This is a genomic window from Paraburkholderia agricolaris (assembly GCF_009455635.1).
Classification (GTDB): domain Bacteria; phylum Pseudomonadota; class Gammaproteobacteria; order Burkholderiales; family Burkholderiaceae; genus Paraburkholderia; species Paraburkholderia agricolaris.
On record NZ_QPER01000001.1, the window covers coordinates 4,593,442 to 4,618,178 of the forward strand.

Genomic DNA, 24,737 nt, shown 5'->3' on the forward strand with positions numbered 1-24,737 from the left:
ATGGCGAAACATTTTCCGATCAAGACACTTATCGGCCTCGCTCAGGACGATGTGGATGCCGCCGCGCAACGTCTGGGCCGCGCGCAGCGCGAGCGCAACGACGTGCAATCGCAACTTGACGCGTTGGTGCAGTACCGCGACGAATATCACGCGCGCTTCACGGCAACCGCTCAAACTGGCATGCCGGCCGGCAACATGCGCAATTTCCAGGCGTTCATCGACACGCTCGACGCCGCCATCGAACAGCAGCGCAACCTGCTGGTGACCGCCAATGCGCGTGTCGAGGCGGCCAAGCCCGACTGGCAGCGCCAGAAGCAGAAGCTGGGCTCGTATGAAGTGCTGCAGGCGCGCGGCGAAGCTGCCGAAGCAAAAGTCACGGCACGACGCGATCAGCGCGATGCCGACGAACACGCCGCCCGCATTCTGAGGATGCGCGCCGAGGGCGTTTGACGCGCCCGGGCGCCGCCTCGCTGACCGAACACCCCGTTTGACGGATTGACAGGATTCCCTATGTCGCTTCTTTCACAGATCGGTTCACTGCTCGGCTCCGCCAGCAGTACGTCCACCACCGCGGCCATGGCTGCGGCGGCGAACGCCACGCCGTTCTCGCAGACCCTGCAGCAGAGCATCAACCTGCAGAACAACACGGCGGTGCAGAGTGCGAGCAAGCCGCCGGCTCCGCCGTCCTCTTCGTCTTCTTCGTCTTCGTCTGCTTCCTCGTCGTCTTCGGCCTCTTCGGCCTCTTCGTCGAGCGTGCATGACGCGCCGCCGCCGCCCGATCCGTCGACGCAGAACCAGCATGCCGCGAGCAGCAACACGAACAACGGCAACTCGGCGAATGGATCTTCATCCAGCTCGTCGTCGGCTTCGTCGGCTGGTTCGTCGTCAGGCTCGCAGCAGGCCTCGAACGGGACGAACAACGCGACGCCTTCGAAGTCCACCACCAGCAACACCACGCAGACCGACGCGGGTACGGCAGCGGCCGCCGCAGCCGCGCAGGCACAAGCTCAGGCGCAAGCGCAGGCCAACGCGAACAACGCCGCCGATCCGGCGAGCACCGACCCTGCCGCCGCGCTGACTGACGCCGCGACCACGCAGGCTGGCACGGATCCCACGACGGATGGCGCCACCGGCAAGAAGACTTCCGCGACCGATTCAAAGTCCGCGCAGGACGCCCTGCAGGCGGCGCTGGCCGCGTTGGCGAGCGGCCAGGCCGTGGTCCCGGCGCAGGCGCTCGCCAGCGGCGCGGCGGCGAACGCAACGCCGGCGGGCGGTTTGGGTGCTGGCGCGAGCAACGGGCTGAACGAATCGGCGGACGGCAAGACCTTGGCGGCTGGTTTATTCGGCAACGGCAAGGGATCGAGCGCCGGCAAGACCACATTGACGACTGCGGCGACGACAATGGCCGACCCATCGACGGCGGCGAAGGCGGCAGCCGACGCGCTGAGCGCGACCGCTGCCGGCGGTGCGCAGACTGACGATCTGGCCTCCTTCAAGAGTGCGGCCGATGCCGCGACGGCGGCGCTGGCAGCCGGCCAGGCTGCGGCCGGCGCCGCGAGCACGACGACGGCTGTGCAAACGACGGGGAACGCCGGTGCGGCGGAAGTGGCGAATGCGTTGTCGCCGCAGGTGGGCACGACGGATTGGGAAGACGCGTTGAGTCAGAAGGTGGTGTTTTTGTCGAATGCGCATTCGCAGAGCGCCGAGCTGACTTTGAATCCGAAGGATCTGGGGCCGCTGCAGGTTGTGTTGCAGGTTGCCGATAACCATGCACATGCGTTGTTTGTTTCGCAGCACCAGCAGGTGCGGGAAGCTGTCGAGGCGGCATTGCCGAAGCTTCGCGAGGCGATGGAATCCAATGGGATTGGGTTGGGGAGCGCTAGTGTTAGCGATGGGTTTGCCCGGCAGGGCGGGCAGCAGAGTGCTGGGTCGGGGCGTTCTGGTGGAGGTGGCAGCGGGGCTGCTGGGGCTTTTGGCGGCGGGGCCGCAGGTGATTCTGATTCTGTAGTGGCTGATGTCGCCGTTCGGCGGAGTGCTGGGTTGGTCGATACGTTTGCTTAAGTAGTTTTTTTTGCCTGTTCGGCGGTTTTTGTTTGGTTGTGCTTGTGTGGCTTTTGGCCTTTTCTTGATTTGTTAGTGGTCTGTTTGGGATTGGTCTTTTGGTCTTTGGGCCTTTCCTTGATTTGTTAGTGGTCTATTAGCGTTGCCCCTGTGCGGGGCGGCACTTACTTTCTTTGCCGCCGCAAAGAAAGATAAGCAAAGAAAGCGGCTCACCCCGCCAGCTCATAAGCGGGTCCCCCGCACAGCCGCGGTAGTGGTGCATCTGGAATCCGTGCCCCCGCACACTCCGCGTCGTTGACAAGGCACTCATCAGCTCCCACTCCGCACTACGTGCGTCGCGGATGGGTCTGCCAGGGAAACCGGCGGGTTTGCTTCGCGCAGCGGGAGCCCTCGGCTTCGCCTCGGCGAGTCGGAGAACGGGGGAGTCACACCGCGGCTGAGTGGCAGCGATTCAATGACGAGTTGGGAGGCGGAATCGGGGGACCGAAAACCCGGCGGGCGGCTTTCTGAACCGGGCATCGGCGCGCGCAGCGCCGCCGGAGGTATGACACCCTTGTCACTGACGCCGAATGTGCGAGGACACAGATTCCAGATGCACCACTACCGTGGCTGCGCGGGGGACCCGCTTAAGAATTAGCGGTTTGAGCCGCTTTCTTTTGCCTACTTTTCTTTGCGGCAGGCAAAGAAAAGTAGGTGCCGCTCCGCACAGGGGCAACGCTAATAGACCACTAACAAATCAAGGAAAGGCCAAAGAGCCAGATAACCAACAAAACGCCGAACCGGCAAAAACCAGAGATAGCCCTCAATAACCCTTCTTTTCGACCCATCGCGCCGCAGGCAAATCAACAACAATCACCCTCATCAGCAATAAAGGCAAGCAAAGCAAACCTCATGGCAACCACGACCGCAAACCAGCAAGCCGTGCCCGCTTCCCCGGGCCCCTTGAAGCGCATCATCCTGATCGTCCTCATCGCGATCATCGCCGCAGGCGCTGCCGGCACGGGTGTGTGGTTCTTCATGTCCAAACGCGCGCCGGCCCCGGTGTCGGCGGAAACCGCCAGCGCTCCGCCGCCGCTCGCCGCGCCGCTGTTCTTCCCGCTCGAATCGATGACCGTCAACCTGCAATCGGACGACGGTCAGCAACACTTCCTGCGTATCGGCCTGACGCTCAAGCTCAACGACCCGAGAACCCAGCAGGAACTCACCGAGCATATGCCGGAAGTGCGCAGCCGCATCCTCCTCGCCCTGTCGAACAAACACCCGGAAGAACTCGCGCCGCTCGAAGGCAAACGCGCGCTGGCCGCCGAACTCCGGACGCTGATCGAAGAGCCGACCGATAAGGGCGCGGCGCCGATCCATGTCCAGGACGTGCTGTTCACCGAATTCGTCGTGCAGTGAACCTGATTCACGCTGCCATCACTAACCGCCGGACGCACGAGGAATAAGGAATGGGCCACGAAGAGTTCATGTCCCAGGAGGAGGTCGATGCCCTCCTCAAGGGCGTCACCGGCGAGTCCGATTCGGAAACCGAGCAGACTGATCGCTCCGGGGTACGTCCGTACAACATCGCGACGCAGGAACGCATCGTCCGCGGCCGGATGCCCGGTCTCGAGATCATCAACGACCGCTTCGCGCGTCTGTTGCGCGTCGGCATCTTCAACTTCATGCGGCGCTCGGCGGAAATCTCCGTCGGTCCGGTGAAGGTGGTGAAGTACAGCGAATTCACCCGCAACCTGCCGATCCCGACCAATCTGAATCTGGTCCACATGAAGCCGTTGCGCGGTACGTCGCTGTTCGTGTTCGACCCGAATCTGGTGTTCTTCGTGGTCGACAACCTGTTCGGCGGCGACGGGCGCTTCCATACCCGCGTCGAAGGCCGCGATTTCACGGCAACCGAGCAGCGCATCATCATGAAGCTGCTCAATCTGACGTTCGAGCACTACGCGGCGTCGTGGAAAAGCGTGCGCCCGCTGCAGTTCGAATTCGTGCGCTCGGAAATGCACACACAGTTCGCCAACGTGGCAACGCCGAACGAAATCGTCATCGTCACGCAGTTCTCGATCGAGTTCGGTACGACGGGCGGCACGCTGCACATCTGCATGCCGTATTCGATGATCGAACCGATCCGCGACATTCTCTCGTCGCCGATCCAGGGCGAGGCGATGGAAGTCGACCGTCGCTGGGTTCGCGTGCTGTCGCAACAGGTGCAGGCAGCGGAAGTGGAACTGACCGCCGACCTCGCGCAGGTGCCGGTCACGTTCGAACAGATCCTGAACATGCGCAAGGGCGATGTTCTGCCGATCAATATCCCCGAACACATCACGGCGAAAGTCGATGGCGTGCCGGTGATGGAATGCGGCTACGGAATTTTCAATGGTCAGTACGCGTTGCGGGTCCAGAAAATGATCAGCGCAGCCGACACGATGAAGGAAGGTGGATATGAGTGACCTGAACGCAAAGACTGAGGCCGAGCTGGCCACCGGCGAGCCGCAACTGGCCGCCGACGCCGGCAGCGCCGAAGACGACGCGGCGATGGCCGACTGGGCCAGCGCGCTGGCCGAGCAGAACGACAACACGGAAGTCAGCGCGGCCACGGCCGGCGTGTTCCAGCCGCTCTCGAAGGTCGAGTCGACCTCGACGCGCAACGACATCGACATGATCCTGGACATTCCCGTCCAGATGACCGTCGAACTCGGCCGCACCAAGATCGCGATCCGCAATCTGCTGCAACTCGCGCAAGGCTCGGTGGTGGAGCTGGACGGCATGGCGGGCGAACCGATGGACGTGCTGGTCAACGGCTGCCTGATCGCCCAGGGCGAAGTGGTGGTCGTGAACGACAAGTTCGGTATCCGTCTGACCGACATCATCACGCCGTCCGAACGCATCCGGAAGCTGAATCGATGAAACGCGTTGCCGGTCGCGCCATGCTGCACGCGTCGCGCAATGTTCTCAATCGCACTGTGCCCGCAGCCTCAACAGCAGCGACCGCAACGGCAACGACGTCCACGGCCACTTCGGCGCGGGTGTTCGCAGTGGCCTGCGTGGCGAGCTTCGCAGCATCGGCCGCGCACGCAGCCGACATGAACGCGGTCAACAACGCCGCGAACATCGCATCGGGTGTCGGCGCCGGCACGGCCGTTCCGGCGCTCGGCGTAGGCGCGGTGCTGCAAACCATCGTCGGCCTGCTGGTGGTGATCGGCCTGGTGTTCGCCTGCGCATGGCTCGCGCGCCGCTTCGGCTTGCAGCCGGCCAATCGCAGCGGCCTCGTGAAGACGATCGGCGGCGCCTCGCTCGGCGGCAAGGAGCGCGTCGCCGTGGTAGAGATCGGCGACACGTGGCTCGTGCTCGGCACGGCACCCGGCAATGTGCGCCTGCTGCACACCATGCCCGCCGGTTCGGTCGCGGGCGATTCCATCGCGAGCACGCAACCGGCCACAGCTGGCGGGTCGGATGCATCGGCTAAGGGCACAGCGTTGCCCGGCACCTTCGGTCAACGCTTTCGCGACGCTCTACGAGGCGAAGTGAGCAAACGTTTCAACGGGCAAGGCAACGGGGATCGGTAATGCAGTTCAGTCTTCAATCATCGCGACCCGTGCAGTCAGGCCATCAAGCGCACACCACTCGCATGTCTCGCATCGCTTTGAAAGCCATTGCCGTCCTGCGCCGCGTGGCGCCCGTGGCGTTACCGGCACTGATGCTCGCGCTGCCGACGCTGTCGTTCGCACAAGCCGCCGGCTTGCCGGCCTTCAATACAAGCCCGGGCCCGAACGGCGGCACGACCTACTCGCTGAGCGTGCAGACGATGCTGCTGCTCACGATGCTGTCGTTTCTGCCGGCCATGGTGCTGATGATGACGAGCTTCACGCGCATCATCATCGTCTTGTCGCTGCTGCGTCAGGCGCTCGGCACCACCACCACGCCGCCGAACCAGGTGCTGGTCGGCCTCGCGCTGTTCCTCACGCTGTTCGTGATGTCGCCGGTGCTCGACAAGGCCTATAACGACGGCTACAAACCGTTCTCCGAAGGCACGATCCCGATGGAGACCGCCGTCGGCCGCGGCCTCGCGCCGTTCAAGACGTTTATGCTGCGCCAGACCCGCGAAAGCGATCTCGCGCTGTTCGCCCGCATCTCGCACGCCGCACCCATGCAAGGTCCGGAAGACGTGCCGCTGTCATTGCTGGTGCCGTCGTTCGTGACGAGCGAACTGAAGACGGGTTTCCAGATCGGCTTCACGATTTTCATCCCGTTCCTGATCATCGACATGGTGGTAGCGAGCGTGCTGATGTCGATGGGGATGATGATGGTGTCGCCCGCCACCATCTCGCTGCCGTTCAAGCTGATGCTGTTCGTGCTGGTGGACGGTTGGCAATTGCTGCTCGGCTCGCTCGCGCAAAGCTTTGTTTAACCGCTGGTTCACCTCGCTGCGTCACTTAACCCCTCACGCATCGCACTGAAAACGCCATGAATCAAGAATCCGTCATGACGCTCGCGCACCAGGCCATGTATGTCGGCCTGCTGCTTGCCGCGCCGTTGCTGCTGGTCGCGCTGGTGGTCGGTCTGGTGGTGAGCCTGTTCCAGGCCGCCACGCAGATCAACGAAACCACGCTGTCGTTCATTCCGAAGCTGCTCGCGATCGCCATCACGATGGTGATCGCCGGTCCGTGGATGCTGACGACCATGCTCGACTACCTACGCCAGACGCTCACCAACATCCCCTCGCTGGTCAACTGAGCGCGGCCCAGGCCTTCGCCCGGCGCTCGCCCGCTCCCCCTCCACCATGTTTTCCGTCACCTACGCCCAACTGAACGCCTGGCTCACGGCGTTCCTGTGGCCGTTCGTGCGGATTCTCGCGCTGGTGGCAACCGCGCCGGTGCTCGGCCACCGCTCGCTGCCCACACGCGTGAAGATCGGCCTCGCGGCCTTCATCACGATCATCGTCGCGCCCACGCTCGGCGCGCTGCCGCAAGTCACGGTGTTTTCCGCCGAAGGGGTGTGGATCATCGTCAACCAGTTCCTGATCGGCATCGCGCTCGGCATGACGATGCAGATCGTGTTTCAGGCGATCAGCGCCACCGGCGATTTCGTCGGACTCGGCATGGGCCTCGGCTTCGCGACATTCTTCGATGCGCAGGCGAGCAGTTCGAGCCAGGTGCTGTCGAGCTATATGAACACTATCGCCATGCTGGTGTTTCTGGTGATCGACGGCCATCTGCAGATGATCAGTGCGCTGCTGGCCACCTTCCAGTCCGTTCCGGTGTCGGCGAACATTCTGGGCGCACCTGGCTGGCGCACCCTGGCGAATTTCGGCAGCACAGTGTTTTCCGCGGGCCTGCTGCTGTCGCTGCCGGTGGTTGTCGCACTGCTGATCACCAATCTCGCGCTCGGCATACTGAACCGCGCCGCGCCGCAAATCGGCGTGTTCCAGATCGGCTTTCCACTGACGATGCTGATCGGCATGCTGCTTCTGCAACTGATGATCCCGAACATGATTCCGTTCTTCATGCGCCTGTTCGATATCGGCATCGATCAGATGGGACGGGTTGCAGCCGGATTGAAGTAGCGTACGCGGAAAACAGGAAGGGCGGGAGCCGGCTCACACCGGCTTCCGCCCTTCCGTGTTTCAGACTACTGCCGCGTTCAGTTCAGGTACTGGAACAGCGAAACGCTCTGAATCTTCACGAATGCCTGTTGTGCCGCTTGCAGCGCGTTTTGCGTCATCGTGTACTGGCCGATCGTCTTGACCATGTCGGTCTGGGTGAGATCCGCCAGGTTGCTCGCCGTCTGCAAGGTGTTGGTCTGCGTAACCGTCTGCAATGCCTGCACTTGCTGCTCGCGGCCACCCACCGCCGCCTGCGCTGTCACGACGTTGTTCATTGTGTTTTCGAGCTGGGTCATGCTGGTGGTCAGCGCGCTCTGGAAGCTGGCAGTCGAGGCGCCGCCCGACACCGGCGTTTGCAAGGTGGTGATCAACTGGCTCAGGTTGGCGAACACGTCCGTGCTGCCTTGCGTGGCCGGCGTCACCGTGAAGCTGTCGCCCGCGTTCGGCGCGCCGCTGATCGACACGGTCTGCCCACCCAGCGTGATCGCGGAGCCGGCCGTGAACGGTTGCGGTCCGCCCGTGGTCACCGTGCCGGAAGGCGTGGTCTGGGTCACCGTGTAAGTGGTCGCCGACGTGAAGGAAATGCTGTACTTGTCCGCGTTGGCCGGGTTGGTCGGATTCGTCATGCTGACGGTGCTAACTACGCCTGTGCCGGTGTTGCCGGTCGTCGCGGCCGGTACCGAGCTGGTGCCGATCGCCGCCACGCTGTTGAAGATCGCGATCCCGTTGTCACCCGTCTGAATGGTGTGCGAGGGGGTGATCTGCATGGCAGGCGTGCCTGTATCGCCCGAATAGGTCACCGCGCCGGCCGAGTTGGTGGTGTATGGCTGCGCGGTGCTTTGATAACCGCCAAACAACGCATTGCCCTGCGGGTCGGTCGAGTTGGCAAGCGTGAGCAACTGGCTGCGCAAGCTCTGCAATTGCGTCGCGATCGAGCCACGGTCGCCGTCGTTCAACGAACCGTCGCCGGCGCGCAGCACCAGCGTGTGAATACTCTGCAGCACGGTATTGACGCTGCCGAGCGTCGAATCTTCCTGCTGCAGCGAAGACAGCGCCACATTCTGGTTGGTCGTGTACTGCGCGAGGCTCGTCGCCGTCGAGCTCAACTGCACCGCCTGCGCCGCGCCGAGCGGATTGTCCGACGGCGTGGAGAGGCTCACGCCGCTCGAGATCTGTGCGTACAGCTGCGACAGCTGAGCTTGCTGGTCGCTCATCGTCGCAACGTTCATGTTGAAGTACTGCATGCTGGAGATACGCATGTTCAACGCCTCACTGGAAGATGCCAAGTATCGTCTGGAACAGGGTCTGCGCGGTTTGGATGACCTTGCTGTTTGCCTGATACAGCTGCTGATACTGAAGCAGGTTGGCTGCTTCTTCGTTGATGTTCACGCCCGAGACCGACTGCTGCGCGGTGGTGATCTGCGTCACCAGCGCGGTCTGCGCCGTGCTCGAGGTCTGAATCTGGTTGGTCTGGTTGCCGATCTGGTTGACGTAGTTCGCATAGGCGCCCGTCAGCGTGACCGTGCCGCCGGCCAGCGCTTTCGCGTTGGACAGGTTCGACAGCGCCAGCGCGTTGCGGCCGTCGTTGCTTGCGCCGGTGTTCGGGCCGATGGTGAAGGTGTCGCCGGCAGCCGGTGCGCCGCTGATCGTGACCGACACGCCGTTCATGCTGCCCGCCGCCGCGTTGTTGATCGTCAGCGTCGCACCGGTGGTCGCCGAATACGGGATGACCGGCGTCGTGCCGGTGTCGTAGGTGGTGGTGGTCGGCGGTGTGCCGGCCGTCACCGTCACCGTCGAGCCAGCCGGGAAACCGGTGAGGCCGGTGCCGTTGTACGACAGCGTAGTGGTCGCATTCGGCATCGTGTAGCCGGCCGTCACCGTGCCTTGCGTGATCGTGCCGGTGCCGGTGTTGCTCGCCGTTGCGGAACCCAGCACGGGCGCGGCGGCGGCGATCGCCGACGGGTCCGTGGTCGCGGTGTTGAAGCTGTTGAGCGCGCCGCGGGTCGGTTCAACCGTGAACGAGTCGCCGGCGTTCATCGTGCCGGTGGTCGAGAAATTCAGGCCATTGATCGGCTTGCTCAGATTGGCCGCCGAGCCCACCACGTTGCCGGTCGAATTGTCGGTCAGCGTGTAGACGCTGCCGTTGTAGGACAGCGTGTAATCGCCGGTGGTCGGCTGCGCGGGATTCGCGAACGAGACGTTTAGCTGCGCATTGCCGGTATTCTGCGTGTTCGCGTAGACGGTGGGGCCGCCCACCGAGAACAGCGCGCCGCCTTGAGCGCCGGCGAGCGTAACGCCAAGGCTGTTCTGCGCATTGACCTGCGAAGCGAAGCTCACTGCAATCGCGCCAAGTTGCGCTTCGGCCGGATCGAGCGTCTGGCTGCGGAATGCCAGCAGACCGCCCAGCGTCCCCCCGGTGACTTTGCTGTCGGGCAGGTTTTGCGGCGCGGCGGCCGGGTTGGCGCCGGCCTGGCCGAGATACTGCACCGACAATTCGCTGGTATCGCCCGTCGAAGGCGCGGTGCCCAGGTTGTAGCTGTTGGTTGACGACACGAGCGGCTGGCCGTTGGCCATGAACACGCTGTAGCTGCCGTTGCTGTTCACGACGTTCACGCCGATCAGTTGTGACAGGTTCGACACGGCGAGATCGCGCTGATCCATCAACTGGTTCGGCGGCTGTCCTTGCGTGCTGGCCTGGGAAATCTGGCCGTTCAACTGCGCGATCTGCTGCGTGTAGCTGTTGATCTGCGAAACGGTGTTGCTGAGCTGCGTGTTGACGCTCTGGCGCAGCGCGTCGTATTGCTGGCCGGCGGCATTGATCTGGTTCACGAGCGTCTGCGCGCCGCTCATCGCGGTCTGGCGGGTGGCCAGACTGGAGGCGTTGTTCGAGACGTTCTGCAGACCGGTGAAATAGCTGGTGATCGCGCTCGCAATGCCGGAAGTCGGGCTCCCGACCAGATTGTTCAGTTGCGAGATCAGCGTGTTATAGGTCGACAGCGAGCTGCCCGAGCTCTGCGCGTTGTTCAGCTGAGTGGTCAGATACTGGCTGTACTGGCGCGTCACGGTGACAGTCGAGACCCCCTGCGGCAAGTAGCCGGAACCCGTGTACTGGCCGGCGCTTTCCGCGTAGACCGGGGTTTCGATCGTGTAGCCCGGCGTCGACGCATTGCTGATGTTCTGGCCGGTCGTCGTAAGTCCCCACTGGGCTGCGTTCAGTCCACTGAGTCCGAGATTGATGAGGTTGCTCGACATGCGTCATCCTGAAGGGCGACACCGACCACTTGCCGCCGCGTTACTTGAACATTCTGTTTAACGGCCCTTTCGACGAAAAATTGAGGGCCATCCCACATCAGCGCACCAGCGAGCGGCGCTTCATTTCGAGTTGCGTAATCAGACGTTGCAGCGTGTTTTCGGCGTTTCCCGGCAGCGTCAGAAAACGAAAACCGAGTTGATAGCGCTGGGTGCCATTCGGCAACGCCGTGGAGCGGTGCGACACCAGTTGCAGATCGAGCGAAAGCCGGCCGAACCCGCCAAGCGACAGCTCGCAATCCTGCAAGCGCACGCCCATCGGCAATTCGGCCACGCGCTCATCCGTGGTGCGCATGCCCACGCCGCCGAGCGACAGGTCGTGCACTTCGAAACGGAATGTGTCGCCTTCGGGCAAACGGCCGCTGCACACATACGGGTCGAGAATCGGCGCGTCGACGCGGAAATACTCGCGGCGCTGAACGTAGAACAGCACTTCAGGGAAGTCCGCCTCGAACGCGGGCAGCCCTTCATAGCGGGTTTCGCGCGGTGTGGCGGTCACGAACTCGACGCGCACACCGTCGGGCGAAGCATGGAACTGGCAGCGCGGCGCGGCCAGCAAGCCTTTGTTCTGTTCGGAGAGCGCGCCCCAATCGAACGTGAAGGTGCGCCCTCGCACGTCGACCTCGAGCAGGCGCGTCACGAGCTGACCACCCGCATATTCAACGGTGAGGAAATCGCCCCGATTGACGAGGTTACGCAACTGAACGCCGATCTCCAGCGGATTGCGACGGCCGAAATCGGGTGTGCTTTCGTCTAGCGGAGCGTGCGACTGGCCGGGTGCGTCGGTCTGGCCGTGCGACTGGTTAGTATCCATGGGCTTGCCGGTATGCATGTTCTTGCGGGCGCGTGCCAAGGCTCCTGCCGGGGCTTTCGCGCGGTCTTCGTCGAAGCCGCAGCACGCGCATTCAACCGGACATTACAACGCTTTCCGGTATCGGGTCTAACTGATTAGCGGCAGCATTCCGCCAAAATTTAGGGCGGTTAATGAAATATTTGCCACAAACGTTAGAACGCCGACAGGCGATCAGCGCAATCCGGTGCATCGAAACCAGGCGGCAATCAACGGCACGCAGCGGCACGCAGCACACATCACGCCGCTTATGCGGGTGGACCGGCCGCCCGCAGGCGGCCGGCCTCGTCCGTCTTGTTATGCACCTGGCCCCGTCGCGTGCATACTTTATTCGAGAAAATCAGACGGCAAAAACTGACTGGCTGCGTACTCCTGTGCAACCGCGCCCCTGCATTAACGGCAGTTCAGCCCATTTTCTGCATGATGGACATCAGTTTTTTAGCGTAATGCGGATCGGTCGCGTAACCCGCGCGCTGCATGCCATTGGCAAAGCCATTCACGTCATGCGCGGAGTTAATCACCTGCGCATAACGCGGGTTGCCCTTGAGCAGGCTCGCGTAGTCGGTCATCGCTTCCTGATACGAGTCGTACGCACGGAATTTTTCGACCATGCGCTGCGGCTTGCCGTTCACATACTCTGTCGTGACCGTCGAAACGGTCTTGCCGGTCCAGTCCTTGGTCGCCTTGATGCCAAACACGTTATGGCTGGTCGACCCGTCCGACTTCTTGATCTCGCTCTTGCCCCAGCCCGATTCAAGCGCGGCCTGGCCGATAATGAAACGCGCCGGAATGCCGGTTGCCGCGCTGGCGGCCTGGGCCGGCTCGGCGAGCTTGTCGACGAAGGCGTCGACCTTCGGCGAACTGCCGTCGCCTTTGAGCGGCGGAGTCAGCGCACTGTTGGCCGAGTAGCCCTTACCCATCGCCAGTTGGCCATTGGCCTGCGCATTGCCATAGGCCTTGGCGAGCGCGTTCAGCGCCGCGGTCTGACCTTCGTCGCCGCCGCTGCCGCCACCCAGTGCATTGGCCATGCCGGCCAGACCGCCACCCGCGCCGCTGCCGCCTGCTTGCAGACCCTGATTGCGCATCATCTGCTTGAGCATCGCGTCAGCCACGCCAATGCCCTTCTGCGACAACTGTTGCGACAACTGCTGATCCATCATCGACGTGAAGGTGGCGCTGTCGTGCGAATCGAACGGGCCGTCCTGCGGCGTCGCATCGCGCATGCTCTTCAACATCATCTGGGTGAACACCGCGTCGAACTGCTGCGCGGCCATCTTCATCCCGGCCTGCGGCGAAGCCTTGGCCTGCGCGCTCAATTTGCCGAAGCCCTGCACGTCGAGCGCGAAGCGCTGGGTCAGGTCGTTCGCCATATTGGCGGAATTGGTCGTATCCGAATTCATCCTGTGTCTTCCTTAGATGATTTCCAGGTCGGCGCGCAGAGCGCCCGCCGCTTTCATGGCCTGCAGGATCGACATCAGATCCGCGGGCGTCGCACCGAGTGCGTTGAGCGCCTTCACCACTTCGGCGAGGTTGGCGCCGGCGGTCACCATCTTCAGTGCGCCATTGTCCTGCTTCATTTGAATCTGCGACTGCTTGGCCACCACCGTCTGGCCGTTCGAGAACGCGCCCGGCTGACTCACCACCGGCTGCGTATTGATCACCACCGACAGATTGCCGTGTGCCACCGCGCAGTTTTGCAGCGTGACCATCTGGTTCATCACGATCGAGCCGGTGCGCGCGTTCAGGATCACCTTCGCGGCGGCTTGCGCCGGCTTGACGTCGAGGTTCTGCAATTGCGCCATGAAGGCGACCTGCTGCTCCGGATCGGACGGCGCGCGCAGCTGGATCGTGCGGCCGTCGAGCGCCGTGGCCGTGCCGCTGCCAAAGGCATTGTTCACCGCGGCCACGATGCGTTGCGTGGTGTCGTAGTCCATGTCGTTCAGGTCGAGCTGCATCGTGCCGGCCTGCGATACCGAGGTCGGCACCGCGCGTTCGACAATCGCCCCGCCGGCAATGCGGCCCGCATTGAGCGTGTTGACCTGCACCTTGCTGCCGTTGGCGCTCGCGCCGGCGCCGCCGACCGCCAGATTGCCCTGGCCGAGCGCGTACACCTGGCCGTCCGCGCCTTTCAGCGGCGTCAGCAGCAGCGTGCCGCCGCGCAGGCTCTTCGAATTGCCGAGTGACGACACCGTCACGTCGATGGCTTCGCCTGGACGCGCGAACGGCGGCAGCACCGCCGTGACCATCACCGCGGCGACGTTCTTCAACTGGATGTTCGACAGCGACGACTGCTGGTTGGTCGAACCCGCCGCCTGGTTGTTGATCGAGATGCCGAGGTTCGCCAGCATGTTGGCGAGCGTTTGCGTGGTGAACGGCGTCTGGGTGGTCTGGTCGCCCGTGCCGTCGAGACCGACGACGAGGCCGTAGCCGATCAGCGGGTTGTCGCGCACGCCCTGAATCTGCACGAGGTCCTTCAGACGTTCGGCATGGGCGGGCGTGGCGGCCGGCAGCGCGGCGCAAGCGAGCGCAACGAGAGCGAGGGCGCGGCCGAGGCGGGAAAAGACGGTACGCATGATCACCACGGCGACACGTTAAGGAAGAAGCGCTGCAACCAGCCCATGTTCTCGGCCTCGTTGAGATAGCCCTTCGCGGAGTATTCGATCTTCGCGTCGGCCACCTGGGTCGAGTACACGGCGTTCAGGTTGGAAATCGTGTTCGGATTCACCACGCCGGAAAAGCGCACGAATTCATCGCCCTGATTGATCAGCATCTGCTTCTCGCCGCTCACCATCAGATTGCCGTTCGGCAGCACGCCGGTCACCGTCACGGTGATCGTGCCGTTAAACGTATTCGACGCATTGGCGCCGCCGGTTCCGTTGAACACGTTCGCCCCGGTGGCGCTCAGGTTGGTCTTGCCAAACAGTCCGCCGAGGAAGCCCGCGGTCGGCACGTTGAAGTTGGTGCTGCCCGAGCGATTCGCGTTGGCGCCCGACGACTTTGTCGCGTTGACGTTTTCCTGAATCACGATCGTCAGGATGTCGCCCACGTTGCGCGGCCGCTGGTCTTCGAACAACGGCCGGCCCGCATAGCCCGGGTTGTAGATCGAGCCCGGCGATTGAGCCTGCGGCGGCATCGGCGGCAGCGCAGTCATCGGCTGCTGCGTGATCGGCTGCTTCGGCACGAGGCCGCAGCCGCCCAGCGTCGCGAGCAGCGTGAGCTGCACGAGCGCCTGAGCGGTGCGCGAATGAACCGGATGACGAGTGAAGTGCGACATCTTGATTACTGCCTTTCGAGAAAGCGCCGGGCCGTCCCAAATTTTCCTGGTCCCCGTTGGGGGGCCTGTCGCAAAGCGACAGGTTCGGAGGCGCTCTTGATTCCTGATCCCCTGAGCCTTAAACCTGCATCTGGCTGAGGGTCTGCAGCATCTGGTCGGAAGTTGTCACGGCCTTGCTGTTGATTTCGTAAGCGCGCTGCGTCTGGATCATGTTCACCAGTTCCTGCACCACATTCACGTTCGATGCTTCCACGTAACCCTGGCTAAGGTTGCCCGCGCCGTTCAGGCCCGGTTGCGCGATGTTCGGCGCGCCCGACGAAGCCGTTTCCGCGAACAGGTTCTCACCCTTCGCATCCAGACCGGCCGGGTTGATGAAGGTAGCGAGCTGCATCGAGCCGAGCTGCTGGCTATTGGTCGAGCCGGCCACGGTGATCGACACCACGCCGTCGCTGCCGATGGTCAGCGAGGTGGCGTTGCTCGGGATCGTGATGCCCGGAATCACCTGATAGCCGCTCGAAGTGACGAGCTGGCCTTGGGCGTTGGTCTGGAACGAGCCGTCACGCGTGTACGCGGTCGTGCCGTCAGGCATCTGCACCTGGAAAAAGCCCTGGCCGTTAATAGCGATGTCTTTCGAGTTGCCGGTCTGCTGCAGGTTGCCCTGCGTGTACAGGCGCTCGGTCGCGACCTGCTGCACACCCGTGCCGAGCTGGATGCCGGACGGCAGTTCGGTGTTCTGCGTCGAGTTCGCACCGGGCTGACGGATGGTCTGATACAGCAGATCCTCGAACACCGCGCGCGAACCCTTGAAGCCATTGGTGCTGACGTTCGCGAGGTTGTTCGAAATCACGTCCATCTGCGCCTGTTGCGCATTCATGCCGGTAGCGGCGATGTAGAGCGAGCGATTCATAATTCTTCTCCAAGGTGTCGGGGCAATCCCGGGACAACCCGTTAGCTAAAGCTGAGCAGCTGGTTGGCGGACTGATCGTTCTTGTCCGCGTTCTCCAGCAGCTTCGTCTGCATCTGGAACTGGCGCGCGTTGGTGATCATCGAGACCATCGCGGCGACCGGATTCACGTTGCTGCCTTCGAGCGAAGCCGGCGCCAGCGTGACGGCCGGATCGGCGTCGGCGGCATTGCCGTCGGCGGTGCGAAACAGGCCGTCGTCGCCACGCGTCATGGTTTGCGGATCCGGATTCACCAGCTTCAACTGGTCGACCGTCACCACCGCGGTCGGCGGATCGCCGGGCGTCAGCGCGGACACCGTGCCGTCCTTGCCGATCGTGATCTCCGCCCCCGGCGGCACCGACACCGGACCGCCGTTACCGAGCACGACCTGGTTCATCGCGTTGACCAGTTGGCCGTTCTCGTCGACGTGCAGGTTGCCGGCGCGCGTGTAAGCCTCGCCGCCGTCGGCGGTTTGCACCGCCAGCCAGCCCGGACCCTGAATCGCCACGTCGAGCGGGTTGCCCGTCTGCTGGATCGGCCCCGGCGTATAGTCGGCGCCCGGCGTGGACGACAGCACGAAGGTGCGGGTGGTGTTGTCGTTGATCGAACTGCCGTCGCCGAACGCCATCGGCACGGCGCGGAAAGTTGCGAGCTGGGCGCGAAAGCCGGTGGTCGAGGCGTTCGCCAGGTTGTTGGCGACGATAGCCTGCTGTTCGAGCGCCTGCGTGCTGCCCGACATTGCGGTGTAGATCAGCCGATCCATGATGGGAGGTCCCGGTCGCTTACAGGTTGATCAGGGTCTGGTCGACGGTCTGCTGGGTCTTGATCGTCTGCGCGTTCGCCTGATAGTTGCGTTGCGCCGTGATCAGGTTCACCAGTTCGCTCGTCAGATCGACGTTCGAGTTTTCCAGTGCGCCGCCTTGCAACACGCCGTGATTGGTCGAACCCGGCGACGAAATCTGCGCGACGCCCGATTGCGAGGTCTGCTGGAATTCGTTGTTGCCGAGGTTCACGAGACCGTTCTGGTTCGAGAAGTTCGCCAGCACGATCTGGCCAAGCGCCGCGGTCTGCTGGTTCGAGTAGTTGCCGGTCAGCGTGCCGTCGGCGCCGATCGTGAAGCTCGTCAGCGTGCCGGCTGCGTAGCCGTCGGGCTGCAGCGAGTTCACACCGTCCTTGCCGCCGTACTGCGTCGTGCCGCCGATGTTCAGCGTCAGGTTCTGCGGCGTCGACGAACCGTCGGTGGTCGGGATGCTGAAGTTGTAGACGAACGGCGTGGTGGTGGCGGTGAACGTCGGCGGACTCGTGAGCGGGGTGTTGACCTGGGTCGTGCCGAGCAGCGTGCCCGACGAATTGAAGTTCGCCTGACCGACGAGGTTCGCCGTGCCCGTCGAGGTGCCCGCGTACACGTTCCACGTACCGGCCGAGGTCTTGGCGAAATACATGTTGACCGTCTGCGAGCCGCCGAGCGAATCGTAGACCGTCGTGCTGGTCGAGTAGTTATACGTTGACGAGCTGTTCTGGTTGAACGCAATCGCTGTCGGCTTGATCGTGTAGCTGTCGCCGGTCGCCGGCGTGCCGGTAATCGTAATCGTCTGGCCGTTGCCGAGCTGGATCGCCGTGCCGGACGTATAAGGCGTGGCGGCGGACGTCGTGCCGAGCGTGCTGTCCGTCACCTTGTACGTCGGCGGAGTCGTCGTGGCGTCGAAGGTGACTGAGTAATTGTCGTTGTTCGTGCCCGAAGCCGTATTCGTGATCGTCGCGCCCGTCGTGCTCAGGCCGCCGCTGTTGCCGGCCGCCGCCGCCACGGTCGGCGTGCCGAGCATCAGCGGGTCCTGCGCATTCAGGTTCAGACCGGCGACGATCTTGGTGGTGGCTTGCGGCGCGATATTCGCGGTCGGCACGCTGAGCGGCACGGTTTGCGCCGTGTTGATGACGCCCGAGCTGTTCGCCGCGTAACCCATCAGTTGCAGGCCTTGCGCGTTGGTGATGTAGCCGTTCTTGTCGAGCTGGAACACGCCGTTGCGCGAGTACACCAGCGAGCCGTTGTTCGACAGCTGGAAGAAGCCGTTGCCGTTGATCGCGACGTCGAGCGCCTGATTGGTGCTGGTGATCGTGCCTTGCGAGAACTGCTGCTGCACTTCGGACAACTGGGTGCCGATGCCGATCTGGTTGTTCACCGCGGTCGCCACGGAATTGGCATACATATCGGCAAACTGCGCAGCGCCGCTCTTGAAGCCGGTCGTATTCGCGTTGGCAATGTTGTTGCCGATCACATCGAGATCGCTCGACGCTGCGGACAAACCACTCAAACCTTGTTGGTAACCCATGACGGTCTCCGTATCTGGAAAGTCGTAACTGACTGAATCTGAATCAGAGGATGGCAGCGACGCTGCTCAAGCCCACGGTCGTGCCGTTCGACAGCACGAGACCCGGTGTACCGCTGCTTTGCATGACGACGCTTTGCACGGTCGCGCCCGCAAGCGTGGTGGCCGTGGCTTGCTGACCGTTGATCGTGCCGACCGCGGTGATCGTGTAGCTGCCGTCGGGCAGCGTGTTGCCTGCCGAGTCGGTCGGCGTCCAGCCCACCGGAATCGTGCCGGCCGACTGCTTGCCGAGGTCGAGCGTGTTGACGATCGTGCCCGCCGAGTTCTTGACGACGATCTGCAGATCGCCCACGGAGTTGGCGAGCTGCACGCCGAACGAGCTGGCCTTGCCGCTCGCAACCGTCACCGAGTTGCCCGGCGCGAGCACGGTCGAGCCGATCAGCAGCGCGGCTTGCGACTGCTGGCCTGCCGACATCTGCGTGGCGAGCGAAGTGAGCGTCGTGTTCAACTGGCTGATGCCCGACACCGTATTGATCTGGGCCAACTGCGACGTCATCTGCGAGCTGTCCATCGGATTGGTCGGATCCTGGTTCTTCAACTGCGCGACGAGCAGTTGCAAGAAGGTGTTCTGCAGATCGGTGGCCGAGGTGCCCGAGGTGCTGCCGGTCGAGCTGGTGGAACTGCTCGCGCTCTTGGTGCTCTTGGTGCTGCCGCTCGCGCTGTTCGTGCCGTTCATCGTATCGAGCAGCGTTTGCGATACGGTCGGGCCGTTGTTGCCAATAGTGGTGGTCAAGTAACTCTCCTCAGGTGCCGATCGTGAGCGTTTTGAGCATCAACGTCTTGGCGGTGTTCAGGGTCTCGACGTTGGCCTGGTACGAGCGCGAGGCCGAGATCATGTTGACCATCTCCTGCACCGGGTCGACGTTGGGCAGGGTGACGTAACCGTCCGGATTGGCAGCCGGGTTGCCGGGGTCGTACGCGGTCTTCATCGGCGTCGGGTCGTCGACCACGCCGGTGACCTGCACGCCGCCGATCTGCTGGCCGGAGGCTGTGCGCGAGCCGCCGATCGGGCTGACCGCGAACACGACCTGCTTGGCCTTGTACGGCTGGCCGTCCGGACCCGTCGTGCTGTCGGCGTTGGCGAGATTCGACGCCGTCACGTTGAGCCGCTGCGACTGCGCCGACATCGCGGAGCCTGCAACACCAAAAATGTTCATCAAAGATGGCATGTTCCCTTCCCTCTCCTATGTCGACCGGAGTTGGCGCTTTAGCGCTTACTCCGGTCCCATGCAACGCAGTTGCATGGGCCGACCCGGCCTCAAGTTAAATCCCGTAGCGATTGTTCGTGCGTACTGCGTTTTCTTTTTGCGGCGTTGGCCGCTGTATCCGTTACCTGTTACTACGAGCCCGACGTGATCGCCGCGAGCATCGTCTTGATCTGGCTCGACAGCACCGTCATGCCCGATTCGAAGTGCAGCGTGTTGTCCGCGAACTGCACCCGCTCCGTATCGATATCGACCGTGTTGCCGTCGAGCGCCGGTTGCGTCGGGATGCGGTATTGCAGATTGCCGTAGTCGTCGGGCGTGCCGCCGGTCGGCGTCAACGTCGCGTTGCCGGACATGTGGCCCGGCGCGGTCGACACCATCGACATGCCGCTCGTCACGCCCGCGGGCTGCGTCATGGCAAGCGTCGAGTTGTTCGAAGCGCCTGTGCCCGCGCCGCCGCCCGCCTTCTTCAGCGCGCCGGCCAGCGACGAAGCGAAGTCGACGTCGCGCGCCTTGTACCCGGGGGTATCGGCGTTGGCGATATTCGACGACAGCAGTTCCTGCCGGTAAGCGCGTACATCGAGCGCCTGACGGCCAAAGGCGAATTCGGCATCGAGTTTGTCCAGCATAGAAATCTCCGGAGAACGTTCCCGAGGCTTCCCGGGGCTTGTCTCGCGTTAAACCTGCGTCGGCCGGGAAGACCTTTTTGCATGAGGTGCATCTTATGGGCCGAACGCAAGTGGCAATCGGACGAATAACCGGGAAAGGGGGCTTCTATTCAACGTTTGCGCAATGGGGGCGCTCTCTAGAATGCAAGGCGTACCGATGCATTCGATGGAGAAACACGATGGACCAGCCCGCCTTCGACCTGACGCACCACGCAAGCCGCGTGGCCGCGCATCGCGGGAGTGCGGGCGCGGTCCGGCGTGCTGCGCGTGGCGTATCCCGCGGCGCGTGCCGTCTGCTGGCTCGCGTTGCCGTGAACCTCGCGGTATGGGTCGCCGGCGGCATCGTGCTGCTGCCGGCATCGACAAAGGCTCAACAGGCTCCGGACGCCGGCGGCGCCATCGTGATTCCGGGCCCGGGTGAAAAGAATCCGGCCGCCCTCGCCGATCTGGCCGCGCAGATGCAGGCCGCGCCCGCCAAACGCGCGGGGTCCGCAGCGACGCTCGCTGCCGCGACCGCGCAGTCGCTGGCGCCGGGACCGGTCGCGCGCAACACCGATCAGTTCACGCGAGCCGCCAACGCGAGCGGTTCGATCGTCATTCCGGGCGCGGACGAGCCGCCCGCCGCGCCGCAAATGATCCGCACCAGTTTCAGGCCCGACGCGAACGGCGTCGTGACGATTCCCCCGCCTGGAACCGCATCTGGAAACGCAGCTGGACGCGCGCCCGCGCCTGGCAACAGCGCCAACGGCGCCGGTATCGAAAGCGCAATCGGCAATGCGCCGGCAGCCGGTGGCTTCGATAGCCTGGCGTCGCGTGGCGAGCCGCCTCAGCTGGGTGCGAACGGCAAACCCATCGCGGCCGCCGCAGCCGCACCCAAACCGGCGCCGACACCGGCTCCAATGCCGACACCGCCCGCCACCATCGGCCGCTCGCCGTCGGTGCGCCAGGTGGCGCCGGCTGTCGCGCAACAGAATCTGCAACCCGCCGCGCTGGCACAGCCCGCGCCGTTGCCCGGCCAGCAAGACGCCGAGGCAATTCGCAGCGCTGCGCTCGCGTTCCTGCAACAACAATCGGCAGGCTTGCCCGGCAAGGTCGACATCACCGTCTCACCGGCCTTCCCGCGCGGCCTTGCGGCCTGCACGACGCTCGAACCGTTCATGCCCAGCGGTGCGCGCCTGTGGGGCCGGATGACCGTCGGCGTGCGTTGCGCCGGCGAACGGCCGTGGACCATCTATCTGCAAGCGCGCATTTCGCTGCGCGCCACCTACTATCTGGCCGCCCGCGCGATGGCGCCGGGCGAAGTGTTCACAGCCGCCGACCTTGTCGCGCGTGACGGCGACCTGACCGGTCTGCCGCAGGCGATCGTTACGGACCCATCGCAGGCGGTCGGTTCGGTGTCGCTCGTGCGGATCGCCGGTGGTATGCCACTGCGCCGCGACATGATAAAAAGCGCGTCGGCGGTGTCCATCGGGCAAACGGTGCGGGTCGTCGCGGCCGGCCAGGGCTTTGCGATTTCCGCCGAAGGCAGCGCAATGAACAACGCCTCGCCGGGCCAGCAGGTACGGGTGAAGACGGCTAACGGCCAGATCATCTCCGGCATCGTCAAGGATGGTTCGACGGTGGAGATTCAGCTATGAAGCCGTGCGCCGGCGAGGAGTCAGGCGCGACGGCCCGCGCCACGGGCCCAGTGGCCGCGGCAGCCGTAGCGTCCGTGATGGGGCCGGATTATCTTGAAAGGAAAGGTAAAACCTGGAGCGATTGCGCTAAAGTTTTGATCAGCGCTTGCCGTTATCAGAATCAAATCGTTCAGGAAGCCAATCGTGAAAGTCGATTCCACAACCAATTCGAATCTGCCGACGTTGAAAGACGCCCTGTCCCGCTCGCAACCAGGCGACGCGACGAACAGCGTGACCAGCAACGCGCAGAGTGCGAGCACGAGCTCGCCGACCACTACCAGCGGCTCGGGCGACGCCAGCGTCAGCCTGTCGGGTCTGTCGCAGCATCTGCGCAGCCTCGCGGCGTCCGGCTCGGCCGATATCGACACGGCGCACGTCGAGTCGATCAAGGCAGCCATCAAGGACGGCTCGCTGACGATCGATGCGAGCAAGATCGCCGACGGCGTGCTGAATACCGCGCGCGAACTGTTGCAAAGCAAAACCTCGTCGACCGGCAACTAATCGACGCATCGAAGTATGGTGAATGGCCGGGCGGCATTCGACAAACCCGGCTCGCGAATCGTGCGCGAGCCGTCGTGTTCAGCGAGTTGTTGAGATGAAAGACGCCCTGCTTGCCACCCTCATCGAAGAATATTCGGCCGTCGAGGCATTCGCCTCGATTCTGACGCTCGAGACGAAGGCATTGACCGCCTTGTCGCCGCTGGAGCTACTGCCGCCGATCATCGAGAAGAAAACCGAACTGATCGGCACGCTCGCCAAACTCGAAGCCACGCGCGACGGGCTGCTCGCGGAAATGGGCTTTCCGGCCGGCTGGCCCGGCATGGAGCTCGCGGCCAGCGCGGATACGCGGATCGCCGAGCAATGGGCGCTGCTGCAAAAAGCCGCCGAGCGGGCGCGGCACTTCAATACGAACAACGGTGAGCTGATCCGCGTGCGGATGGACTACAACCAGCGCGCGCTGACAGCGCTGCAGGTGGCCGTACCGCAAAAGGCCGGTTTCTACGGCCCGGATGGGCGGATTCCGGCGCAACCGGCGGGTTGAAAATGTAGCTACGCGGCGCGTTTCACGCGCTGACGCCGTTGCGTAGATTGCCTTGAACAAAAGGGCTCGTCTTTGACGAGCCCTTTTTGCTTTTCCCCTTCCGCTCAGGGCGCTTAGGCCCTTCTCCAACGCACGTTGGCCATCCGGCCAGGTCGCGCGCAATTCCCCGCCAGGTTGAAATCACGGATTCCCCCCACTGAGGTTCTCCGCCGTCGCTCACGGCTTTTCGACGCCGCGCCGCACGAGCAAAGCGGAACGTCAACCACTAGCGAAGTTGTGTAATCGTGTGTATATTCAGAGGAGTGCACTATGAACAGCGCCGAAGTCGTCAAAGTAATTCAAGCGGATGGCTGGCGGTTGATCCGGATAACGGGCAGTCACCATCATTTTCGGCACGCGGTAAAAGCCGGTCTCGTGACCATCCTGCACCCGAAAAAAGATCTTCCGCCCGGCACATTGAGCAGCATCCTGAAACAGGCGGGTCTGAAATGAAAAATCTGATTTTCCCGATCGCAATCGAACCTGGTGACACGCACCACGCGCTCGGCGTGATCGTCCCCGATATTCCGGGTTGTCATTCGGCGGGTAATTCGCTGGAAGAAGCCTACGCGAACGCAAAAGAAGCGATCGAGGCACATCTGGACACGCTGCTCGATGAAGGCCTGCCGATTCCCGAGCGGCTAACGCTGGAGGAGCATCGGCGCAATCCCGACTACGACGGTTTTACCTGGGGATTTGTCACCACGCGCAATATTCCGGCGCTGAAGAAAGCCGTGCGCATCAATATCTCGCTGCCCGAGGCGCTGGTTCACGATATCGACGCTTACGCCCAGGCACGCGGCATGTCGCGCTCGGCGTTTCTCGCGCTGGCCGCCGAGCACGAGATGGCGGACGCGTAACTGAAGAGAAGAAACAGAACGAGAAGGCGGGCGTTGCACGCGCCGCCGGTCAACCATCAGGCCGTCAGGCGCCCGTCGCCTCGGCGTTCGCCCATGCCATCTCACGCAGGCGCGTACGCAAACGCGCCACGGCCTGGCTGTGCAACTGGCACACCCGCGACTCGCTGACTTCCATCACCGCGCCAATCTCGCGCAGGTTCATGCCGCGTTCGTAGTACAGCGACATCAGCAGCTTCTCGCGTTCCGGCAAGCGGTCGATCGCCTCGATCAGCGCCGAGCGCAGGCTGTCGTCCAGCAGCGCCGACAGCGGATCCGAATGATCGACGCAATAACGGTCGAGAAACGGTTCGTCGTCCGCGGAACGGTCGAAGTCTTCGTAATAGATGAGCTGACTGCCGTGCAGATCCTGGAGCATCGACTGATACTCGTCGAGCGGCATTTGCAGATGCTCCGCGATTTCCGTTTCACTCGCCGAGCGCCCCAGATTCTGTTCGACCTTGTGCACGGCGGATTCGACTTCGCGCGACGTGCGCCGCAAGCTGCGCGGCAACCAGTCGTTGCTGCGCAATTCGTCGAGCATCGCGCCGCGAATCCGCTGGCTGGCATAGGTCTCGAACTGCGCGCCCTGGTCTTCCTTGTAGCGGCTCGCCGCATCCAGCAATCCGATCATGCCGGCCTGGATCAGGTCGTCGAGATCGACGCTCGCCGGCATCTTGGCGACGAGCTGCAAGCCGAGGCGACGCACCAGCGGCGCGTACTTCGTCAGAACGTCGGCTTGGGAGATCTTTCCCTGAGCGTTATACATCGTGCTCCCCTTGTCCTTGTG

General features: G+C 63.4%; 27 protein-coding genes. 14 read left to right on the top strand and 13 right to left on the bottom strand.

Annotated features, from left to right (window positions below; all coding sequences use genetic code 11):
• The 9 genes from fliJ to fliR all read left to right on the top strand — a co-directional run bounded on the left by fliJ (position 1) and on the right by fliR (position 7,621).
• Positions 1-450, top strand: a complete 450-nt coding sequence (gene fliJ, locus GH665_RS20305; RefSeq protein WP_028198526.1) for a flagellar export protein FliJ — start codon at positions 1-3, stop codon at positions 448-450.
• 60 nt (positions 451-510) lie between these two features.
• Positions 511-2,061: a flagellar hook-length control protein FliK gene (locus tag GH665_RS20310; RefSeq protein ID WP_153137827.1), complete on the top strand. Its 1,551-nt coding sequence runs from the start codon at positions 511-513 to the stop codon at positions 2,059-2,061.
• Positions 2,062-2,952: 891 nt separating this feature from the next.
• Entirely contained in the window at positions 2,953-3,459 is a 507-nt protein-coding gene (gene fliL / locus GH665_RS20315) for a flagellar basal body-associated protein FliL (RefSeq protein WP_153137829.1), read from the top strand.
• A 50-nt stretch (positions 3,460-3,509) separates the two neighbouring features.
• Complete coding sequence (gene fliM / locus GH665_RS20320) at positions 3,510-4,508, top strand: flagellar motor switch protein FliM (protein ID WP_153137831.1); 999 nt, start codon at positions 3,510-3,512, stop codon at positions 4,506-4,508.
• Positions 4,501-4,965, top strand: a complete 465-nt coding sequence (gene fliN, locus GH665_RS20325; protein ID WP_153137833.1) for a flagellar motor switch protein FliN — start codon at positions 4,501-4,503, stop codon at positions 4,963-4,965. Before fliM ends, fliN begins: the two co-directional genes overlap by 8 nt.
• Complete coding sequence (gene fliO, locus GH665_RS20330; protein ID WP_153137835.1) at positions 4,962-5,624, top strand: flagellar biosynthetic protein FliO; 663 nt, start codon at positions 4,962-4,964, stop codon at positions 5,622-5,624. Before fliN ends, fliO begins: the two co-directional genes overlap by 4 nt.
• Positions 5,624-6,466, top strand: coding sequence for a flagellar type III secretion system pore protein FliP (gene fliP, locus GH665_RS20335; RefSeq protein ID WP_153137837.1), 843 nt, complete (start codon positions 5,624-5,626; stop codon positions 6,464-6,466). The genes fliO and fliP overlap by 1 nt, the downstream gene beginning before the upstream one ends.
• A 56-nt stretch (positions 6,467-6,522) precedes the next feature.
• The gene (fliQ, locus tag GH665_RS20340; protein ID WP_028198519.1) at positions 6,523-6,792 is read left to right on the top strand and encodes a flagellar biosynthesis protein FliQ; all 270 of its coding nucleotides are present in this window, start codon (positions 6,523-6,525) and stop codon (positions 6,790-6,792) included.
• A gap of 46 nt (positions 6,793-6,838) precedes the next feature.
• On the top strand, positions 6,839-7,621 hold the full coding sequence (gene fliR, locus GH665_RS20345) for a flagellar biosynthetic protein FliR (RefSeq protein ID WP_030102371.1): 783 nt from the start codon (positions 6,839-6,841) through the stop codon (positions 7,619-7,621).
• 77 nt (positions 7,622-7,698) lie between these two features.
• Here fliR and flgL read toward each other — a convergent pair whose 3' ends face one another.
• From flgL to flgB, 12 genes are all read right to left on the bottom strand, one after another.
• A complete protein-coding gene (gene flgL / locus GH665_RS20350; RefSeq protein ID WP_153137839.1) occupies positions 7,699-8,919 on the bottom strand; it encodes a flagellar hook-associated protein FlgL in 1,221 nt (406 codons plus the stop codon).
• A gap of 10 nt (positions 8,920-8,929) precedes the next feature.
• A complete protein-coding gene (gene flgK / locus GH665_RS20355; RefSeq protein WP_153137841.1) occupies positions 8,930-10,912 on the bottom strand; it encodes a flagellar hook-associated protein FlgK in 1,983 nt (660 codons plus the stop codon).
• Between the two features lie 97 nt (positions 10,913-11,009).
• The gene (locus GH665_RS20360) at positions 11,010-11,783 is read right to left on the bottom strand and encodes a flagellar brake protein (protein ID WP_174771731.1); all 774 of its coding nucleotides are present in this window, start codon (positions 11,781-11,783) and stop codon (positions 11,010-11,012) included.
• A gap of 440 nt (positions 11,784-12,223) precedes the next feature.
• Positions 12,224-13,219: a flagellar assembly peptidoglycan hydrolase FlgJ gene (gene flgJ / locus GH665_RS20365; RefSeq protein ID WP_153137843.1), complete on the bottom strand. Its 996-nt coding sequence runs from the start codon at positions 13,217-13,219 to the stop codon at positions 12,224-12,226.
• Positions 13,220-13,231: 12 nt separating this feature from the next.
• Positions 13,232-14,392 (bottom strand): flagellar basal body P-ring protein FlgI, encoded by a 1,161-nt coding sequence (locus GH665_RS20370; RefSeq protein ID WP_028198513.1) that lies wholly within the window; start codon positions 14,390-14,392, stop codon positions 13,232-13,234.
• Between the two features lie 2 nt (positions 14,393-14,394).
• Entirely contained in the window at positions 14,395-15,093 is a 699-nt protein-coding gene (gene flgH, locus GH665_RS20375; protein ID WP_028198512.1) for a flagellar basal body L-ring protein FlgH, read from the bottom strand.
• A gap of 118 nt (positions 15,094-15,211) precedes the next feature.
• Entirely contained in the window at positions 15,212-16,000 is a 789-nt protein-coding gene (gene flgG / locus GH665_RS20380) for a flagellar basal-body rod protein FlgG (RefSeq protein WP_028198511.1), read from the bottom strand.
• A gap of 41 nt (positions 16,001-16,041) precedes the next feature.
• The gene (flgF, locus tag GH665_RS20385; RefSeq protein WP_028198510.1) at positions 16,042-16,800 is read right to left on the bottom strand and encodes a flagellar basal-body rod protein FlgF; all 759 of its coding nucleotides are present in this window, start codon (positions 16,798-16,800) and stop codon (positions 16,042-16,044) included.
• Between the two features lie 19 nt (positions 16,801-16,819).
• Positions 16,820-18,364, bottom strand: a complete 1,545-nt coding sequence (locus GH665_RS20390; protein WP_153137846.1) for a flagellar hook protein FlgE — start codon at positions 18,362-18,364, stop codon at positions 16,820-16,822.
• A 43-nt stretch (positions 18,365-18,407) separates the two neighbouring features.
• On the bottom strand, positions 18,408-19,097 hold the full coding sequence (locus GH665_RS20395) for a flagellar hook assembly protein FlgD (protein ID WP_246216312.1): 690 nt from the start codon (positions 19,095-19,097) through the stop codon (positions 18,408-18,410).
• A 67-nt stretch (positions 19,098-19,164) separates the two neighbouring features.
• A complete protein-coding gene (flgC, locus tag GH665_RS20400) occupies positions 19,165-19,590 on the bottom strand; it encodes a flagellar basal body rod protein FlgC (protein ID WP_153137850.1) in 426 nt (141 codons plus the stop codon).
• Positions 19,591-19,760: 170 nt separating this feature from the next.
• Complete coding sequence (gene flgB, locus GH665_RS20405) at positions 19,761-20,255, bottom strand: flagellar basal body rod protein FlgB (RefSeq protein ID WP_153137852.1); 495 nt, start codon at positions 20,253-20,255, stop codon at positions 19,761-19,763.
• Between the two features lie 218 nt (positions 20,256-20,473).
• Here flgB and flgA point away from each other — a divergent pair, with 218 nt between their 5' ends.
• The 5 genes from flgA (at position 20,474) to GH665_RS20430 (ending at position 23,911) form a co-directional block, all read left to right on the top strand.
• On the top strand, positions 20,474-21,931 hold the full coding sequence (gene flgA, locus GH665_RS20410; protein WP_153137853.1) for a flagellar basal body P-ring formation chaperone FlgA: 1,458 nt from the start codon (positions 20,474-20,476) through the stop codon (positions 21,929-21,931).
• Between the two features lie 183 nt (positions 21,932-22,114).
• The gene (gene flgM, locus GH665_RS20415; RefSeq protein ID WP_153137855.1) at positions 22,115-22,471 is read left to right on the top strand and encodes a flagellar biosynthesis anti-sigma factor FlgM; all 357 of its coding nucleotides are present in this window, start codon (positions 22,115-22,117) and stop codon (positions 22,469-22,471) included.
• Between the two features lie 94 nt (positions 22,472-22,565).
• Positions 22,566-23,012, top strand: coding sequence for a flagella synthesis protein FlgN (locus tag GH665_RS20420; protein WP_153137857.1), 447 nt, complete (start codon positions 22,566-22,568; stop codon positions 23,010-23,012).
• Between the two features lie 309 nt (positions 23,013-23,321).
• Complete coding sequence (locus tag GH665_RS20425; RefSeq protein WP_153137859.1) at positions 23,322-23,504, top strand: type II toxin-antitoxin system HicA family toxin; 183 nt, start codon at positions 23,322-23,324, stop codon at positions 23,502-23,504.
• Complete coding sequence (locus GH665_RS20430) at positions 23,501-23,911, top strand: type II toxin-antitoxin system HicB family antitoxin (RefSeq protein ID WP_153137861.1); 411 nt, start codon at positions 23,501-23,503, stop codon at positions 23,909-23,911. Before GH665_RS20425 ends, GH665_RS20430 begins: the two co-directional genes overlap by 4 nt.
• Positions 23,912-23,975: 64 nt before the next feature.
• Here the strand turns inward: GH665_RS20430 and GH665_RS20435 are convergent, their stop codons facing one another.
• Complete coding sequence (locus tag GH665_RS20435; protein ID WP_028198500.1) at positions 23,976-24,716, bottom strand: RNA polymerase sigma factor FliA; 741 nt, start codon at positions 24,714-24,716, stop codon at positions 23,976-23,978.
• Between the last annotated feature and the right edge of the window lie 21 nt (positions 24,717-24,737).

What these genes read in the sequence shown, in the direction of transcription:
- fliJ (WP_028198526.1), top strand. Translation starts at nt 1, where the DNA reads ATGGCGAAACATTTTCCGATCAAGACACTTATCGGCCTCGCTCAGGAC.
- GH665_RS20310 (WP_153137827.1), top strand. Translation starts at nt 511, where the DNA reads ATGTCGCTTCTTTCACAGATCGGTTCACTGCTCGGCTCCGCCAGCAGT.
- fliL (WP_153137829.1), top strand. Translation starts at nt 2,953, where the DNA reads ATGGCAACCACGACCGCAAACCAGCAAGCCGTGCCCGCTTCCCCGGGC.
- fliM (WP_153137831.1), top strand. Translation starts at nt 3,510, where the DNA reads ATGGGCCACGAAGAGTTCATGTCCCAGGAGGAGGTCGATGCCCTCCTC.
- fliN (WP_153137833.1), top strand. Translation starts at nt 4,501, where the DNA reads ATGAGTGACCTGAACGCAAAGACTGAGGCCGAGCTGGCCACCGGCGAG.
- fliO (WP_153137835.1), top strand. Translation starts at nt 4,962, where the DNA reads ATGAAACGCGTTGCCGGTCGCGCCATGCTGCACGCGTCGCGCAATGTT.
- fliP (WP_153137837.1), top strand. Translation starts at nt 5,624, where the DNA reads ATGCAGTTCAGTCTTCAATCATCGCGACCCGTGCAGTCAGGCCATCAA.
- fliQ (WP_028198519.1), top strand. Translation starts at nt 6,523, where the DNA reads ATGAATCAAGAATCCGTCATGACGCTCGCGCACCAGGCCATGTATGTC.
- fliR (WP_030102371.1), top strand. Translation starts at nt 6,839, where the DNA reads ATGTTTTCCGTCACCTACGCCCAACTGAACGCCTGGCTCACGGCGTTC.
- flgL (WP_153137839.1), bottom strand. Translation starts at nt 8,919, where the DNA reads ATGCGTATCTCCAGCATGCAGTACTTCAACATGAACGTTGCGACGATG.
- flgK (WP_153137841.1), bottom strand. Translation starts at nt 10,912, where the DNA reads ATGTCGAGCAACCTCATCAATCTCGGACTCAGTGGACTGAACGCAGCC.
- GH665_RS20360 (WP_174771731.1), bottom strand. Translation starts at nt 11,783, where the DNA reads ATGGATACTAACCAGTCGCACGGCCAGACCGACGCACCCGGCCAGTCG.
- flgJ (WP_153137843.1), bottom strand. Translation starts at nt 13,219, where the DNA reads ATGAATTCGGATACGACCAATTCCGCCAATATGGCGAACGACCTGACC.
- GH665_RS20370 (WP_028198513.1), bottom strand. Translation starts at nt 14,392, where the DNA reads ATGCGTACCGTCTTTTCCCGCCTCGGCCGCGCCCTCGCTCTCGTTGCG.
- flgH (WP_028198512.1), bottom strand. Translation starts at nt 15,093, where the DNA reads ATGTCGCACTTCACTCGTCATCCGGTTCATTCGCGCACCGCTCAGGCG.
- flgG (WP_028198511.1), bottom strand. Translation starts at nt 16,000, where the DNA reads ATGAATCGCTCGCTCTACATCGCCGCTACCGGCATGAATGCGCAACAG.
- flgF (WP_028198510.1), bottom strand. Translation starts at nt 16,800, where the DNA reads ATGGATCGGCTGATCTACACCGCAATGTCGGGCAGCACGCAGGCGCTC.
- GH665_RS20390 (WP_153137846.1), bottom strand. Translation starts at nt 18,364, where the DNA reads ATGGGTTACCAACAAGGTTTGAGTGGTTTGTCCGCAGCGTCGAGCGAT.
- GH665_RS20395 (WP_246216312.1), bottom strand. Translation starts at nt 19,097, where the DNA reads ATGAACGGCACGAACAGCGCGAGCGGCAGCACCAAGAGCACCAAGAGC.
- flgC (WP_153137850.1), bottom strand. Translation starts at nt 19,590, where the DNA reads ATGCCATCTTTGATGAACATTTTTGGTGTTGCAGGCTCCGCGATGTCG.
- flgB (WP_153137852.1), bottom strand. Translation starts at nt 20,255, where the DNA reads ATGCTGGACAAACTCGATGCCGAATTCGCCTTTGGCCGTCAGGCGCTC.
- flgA (WP_153137853.1), top strand. Translation starts at nt 20,474, where the DNA reads ATGGACCAGCCCGCCTTCGACCTGACGCACCACGCAAGCCGCGTGGCC.
- GH665_RS20420 (WP_153137857.1), top strand. Translation starts at nt 22,566, where the DNA reads ATGAAAGACGCCCTGCTTGCCACCCTCATCGAAGAATATTCGGCCGTC.
- GH665_RS20425 (WP_153137859.1), top strand. Translation starts at nt 23,322, where the DNA reads ATGAACAGCGCCGAAGTCGTCAAAGTAATTCAAGCGGATGGCTGGCGG.
- GH665_RS20430 (WP_153137861.1), top strand. Translation starts at nt 23,501, where the DNA reads ATGAAAAATCTGATTTTCCCGATCGCAATCGAACCTGGTGACACGCAC.
- GH665_RS20435 (WP_028198500.1), bottom strand. Translation starts at nt 24,716, where the DNA reads ATGTATAACGCTCAGGGAAAGATCTCCCAAGCCGACGTTCTGACGAAG.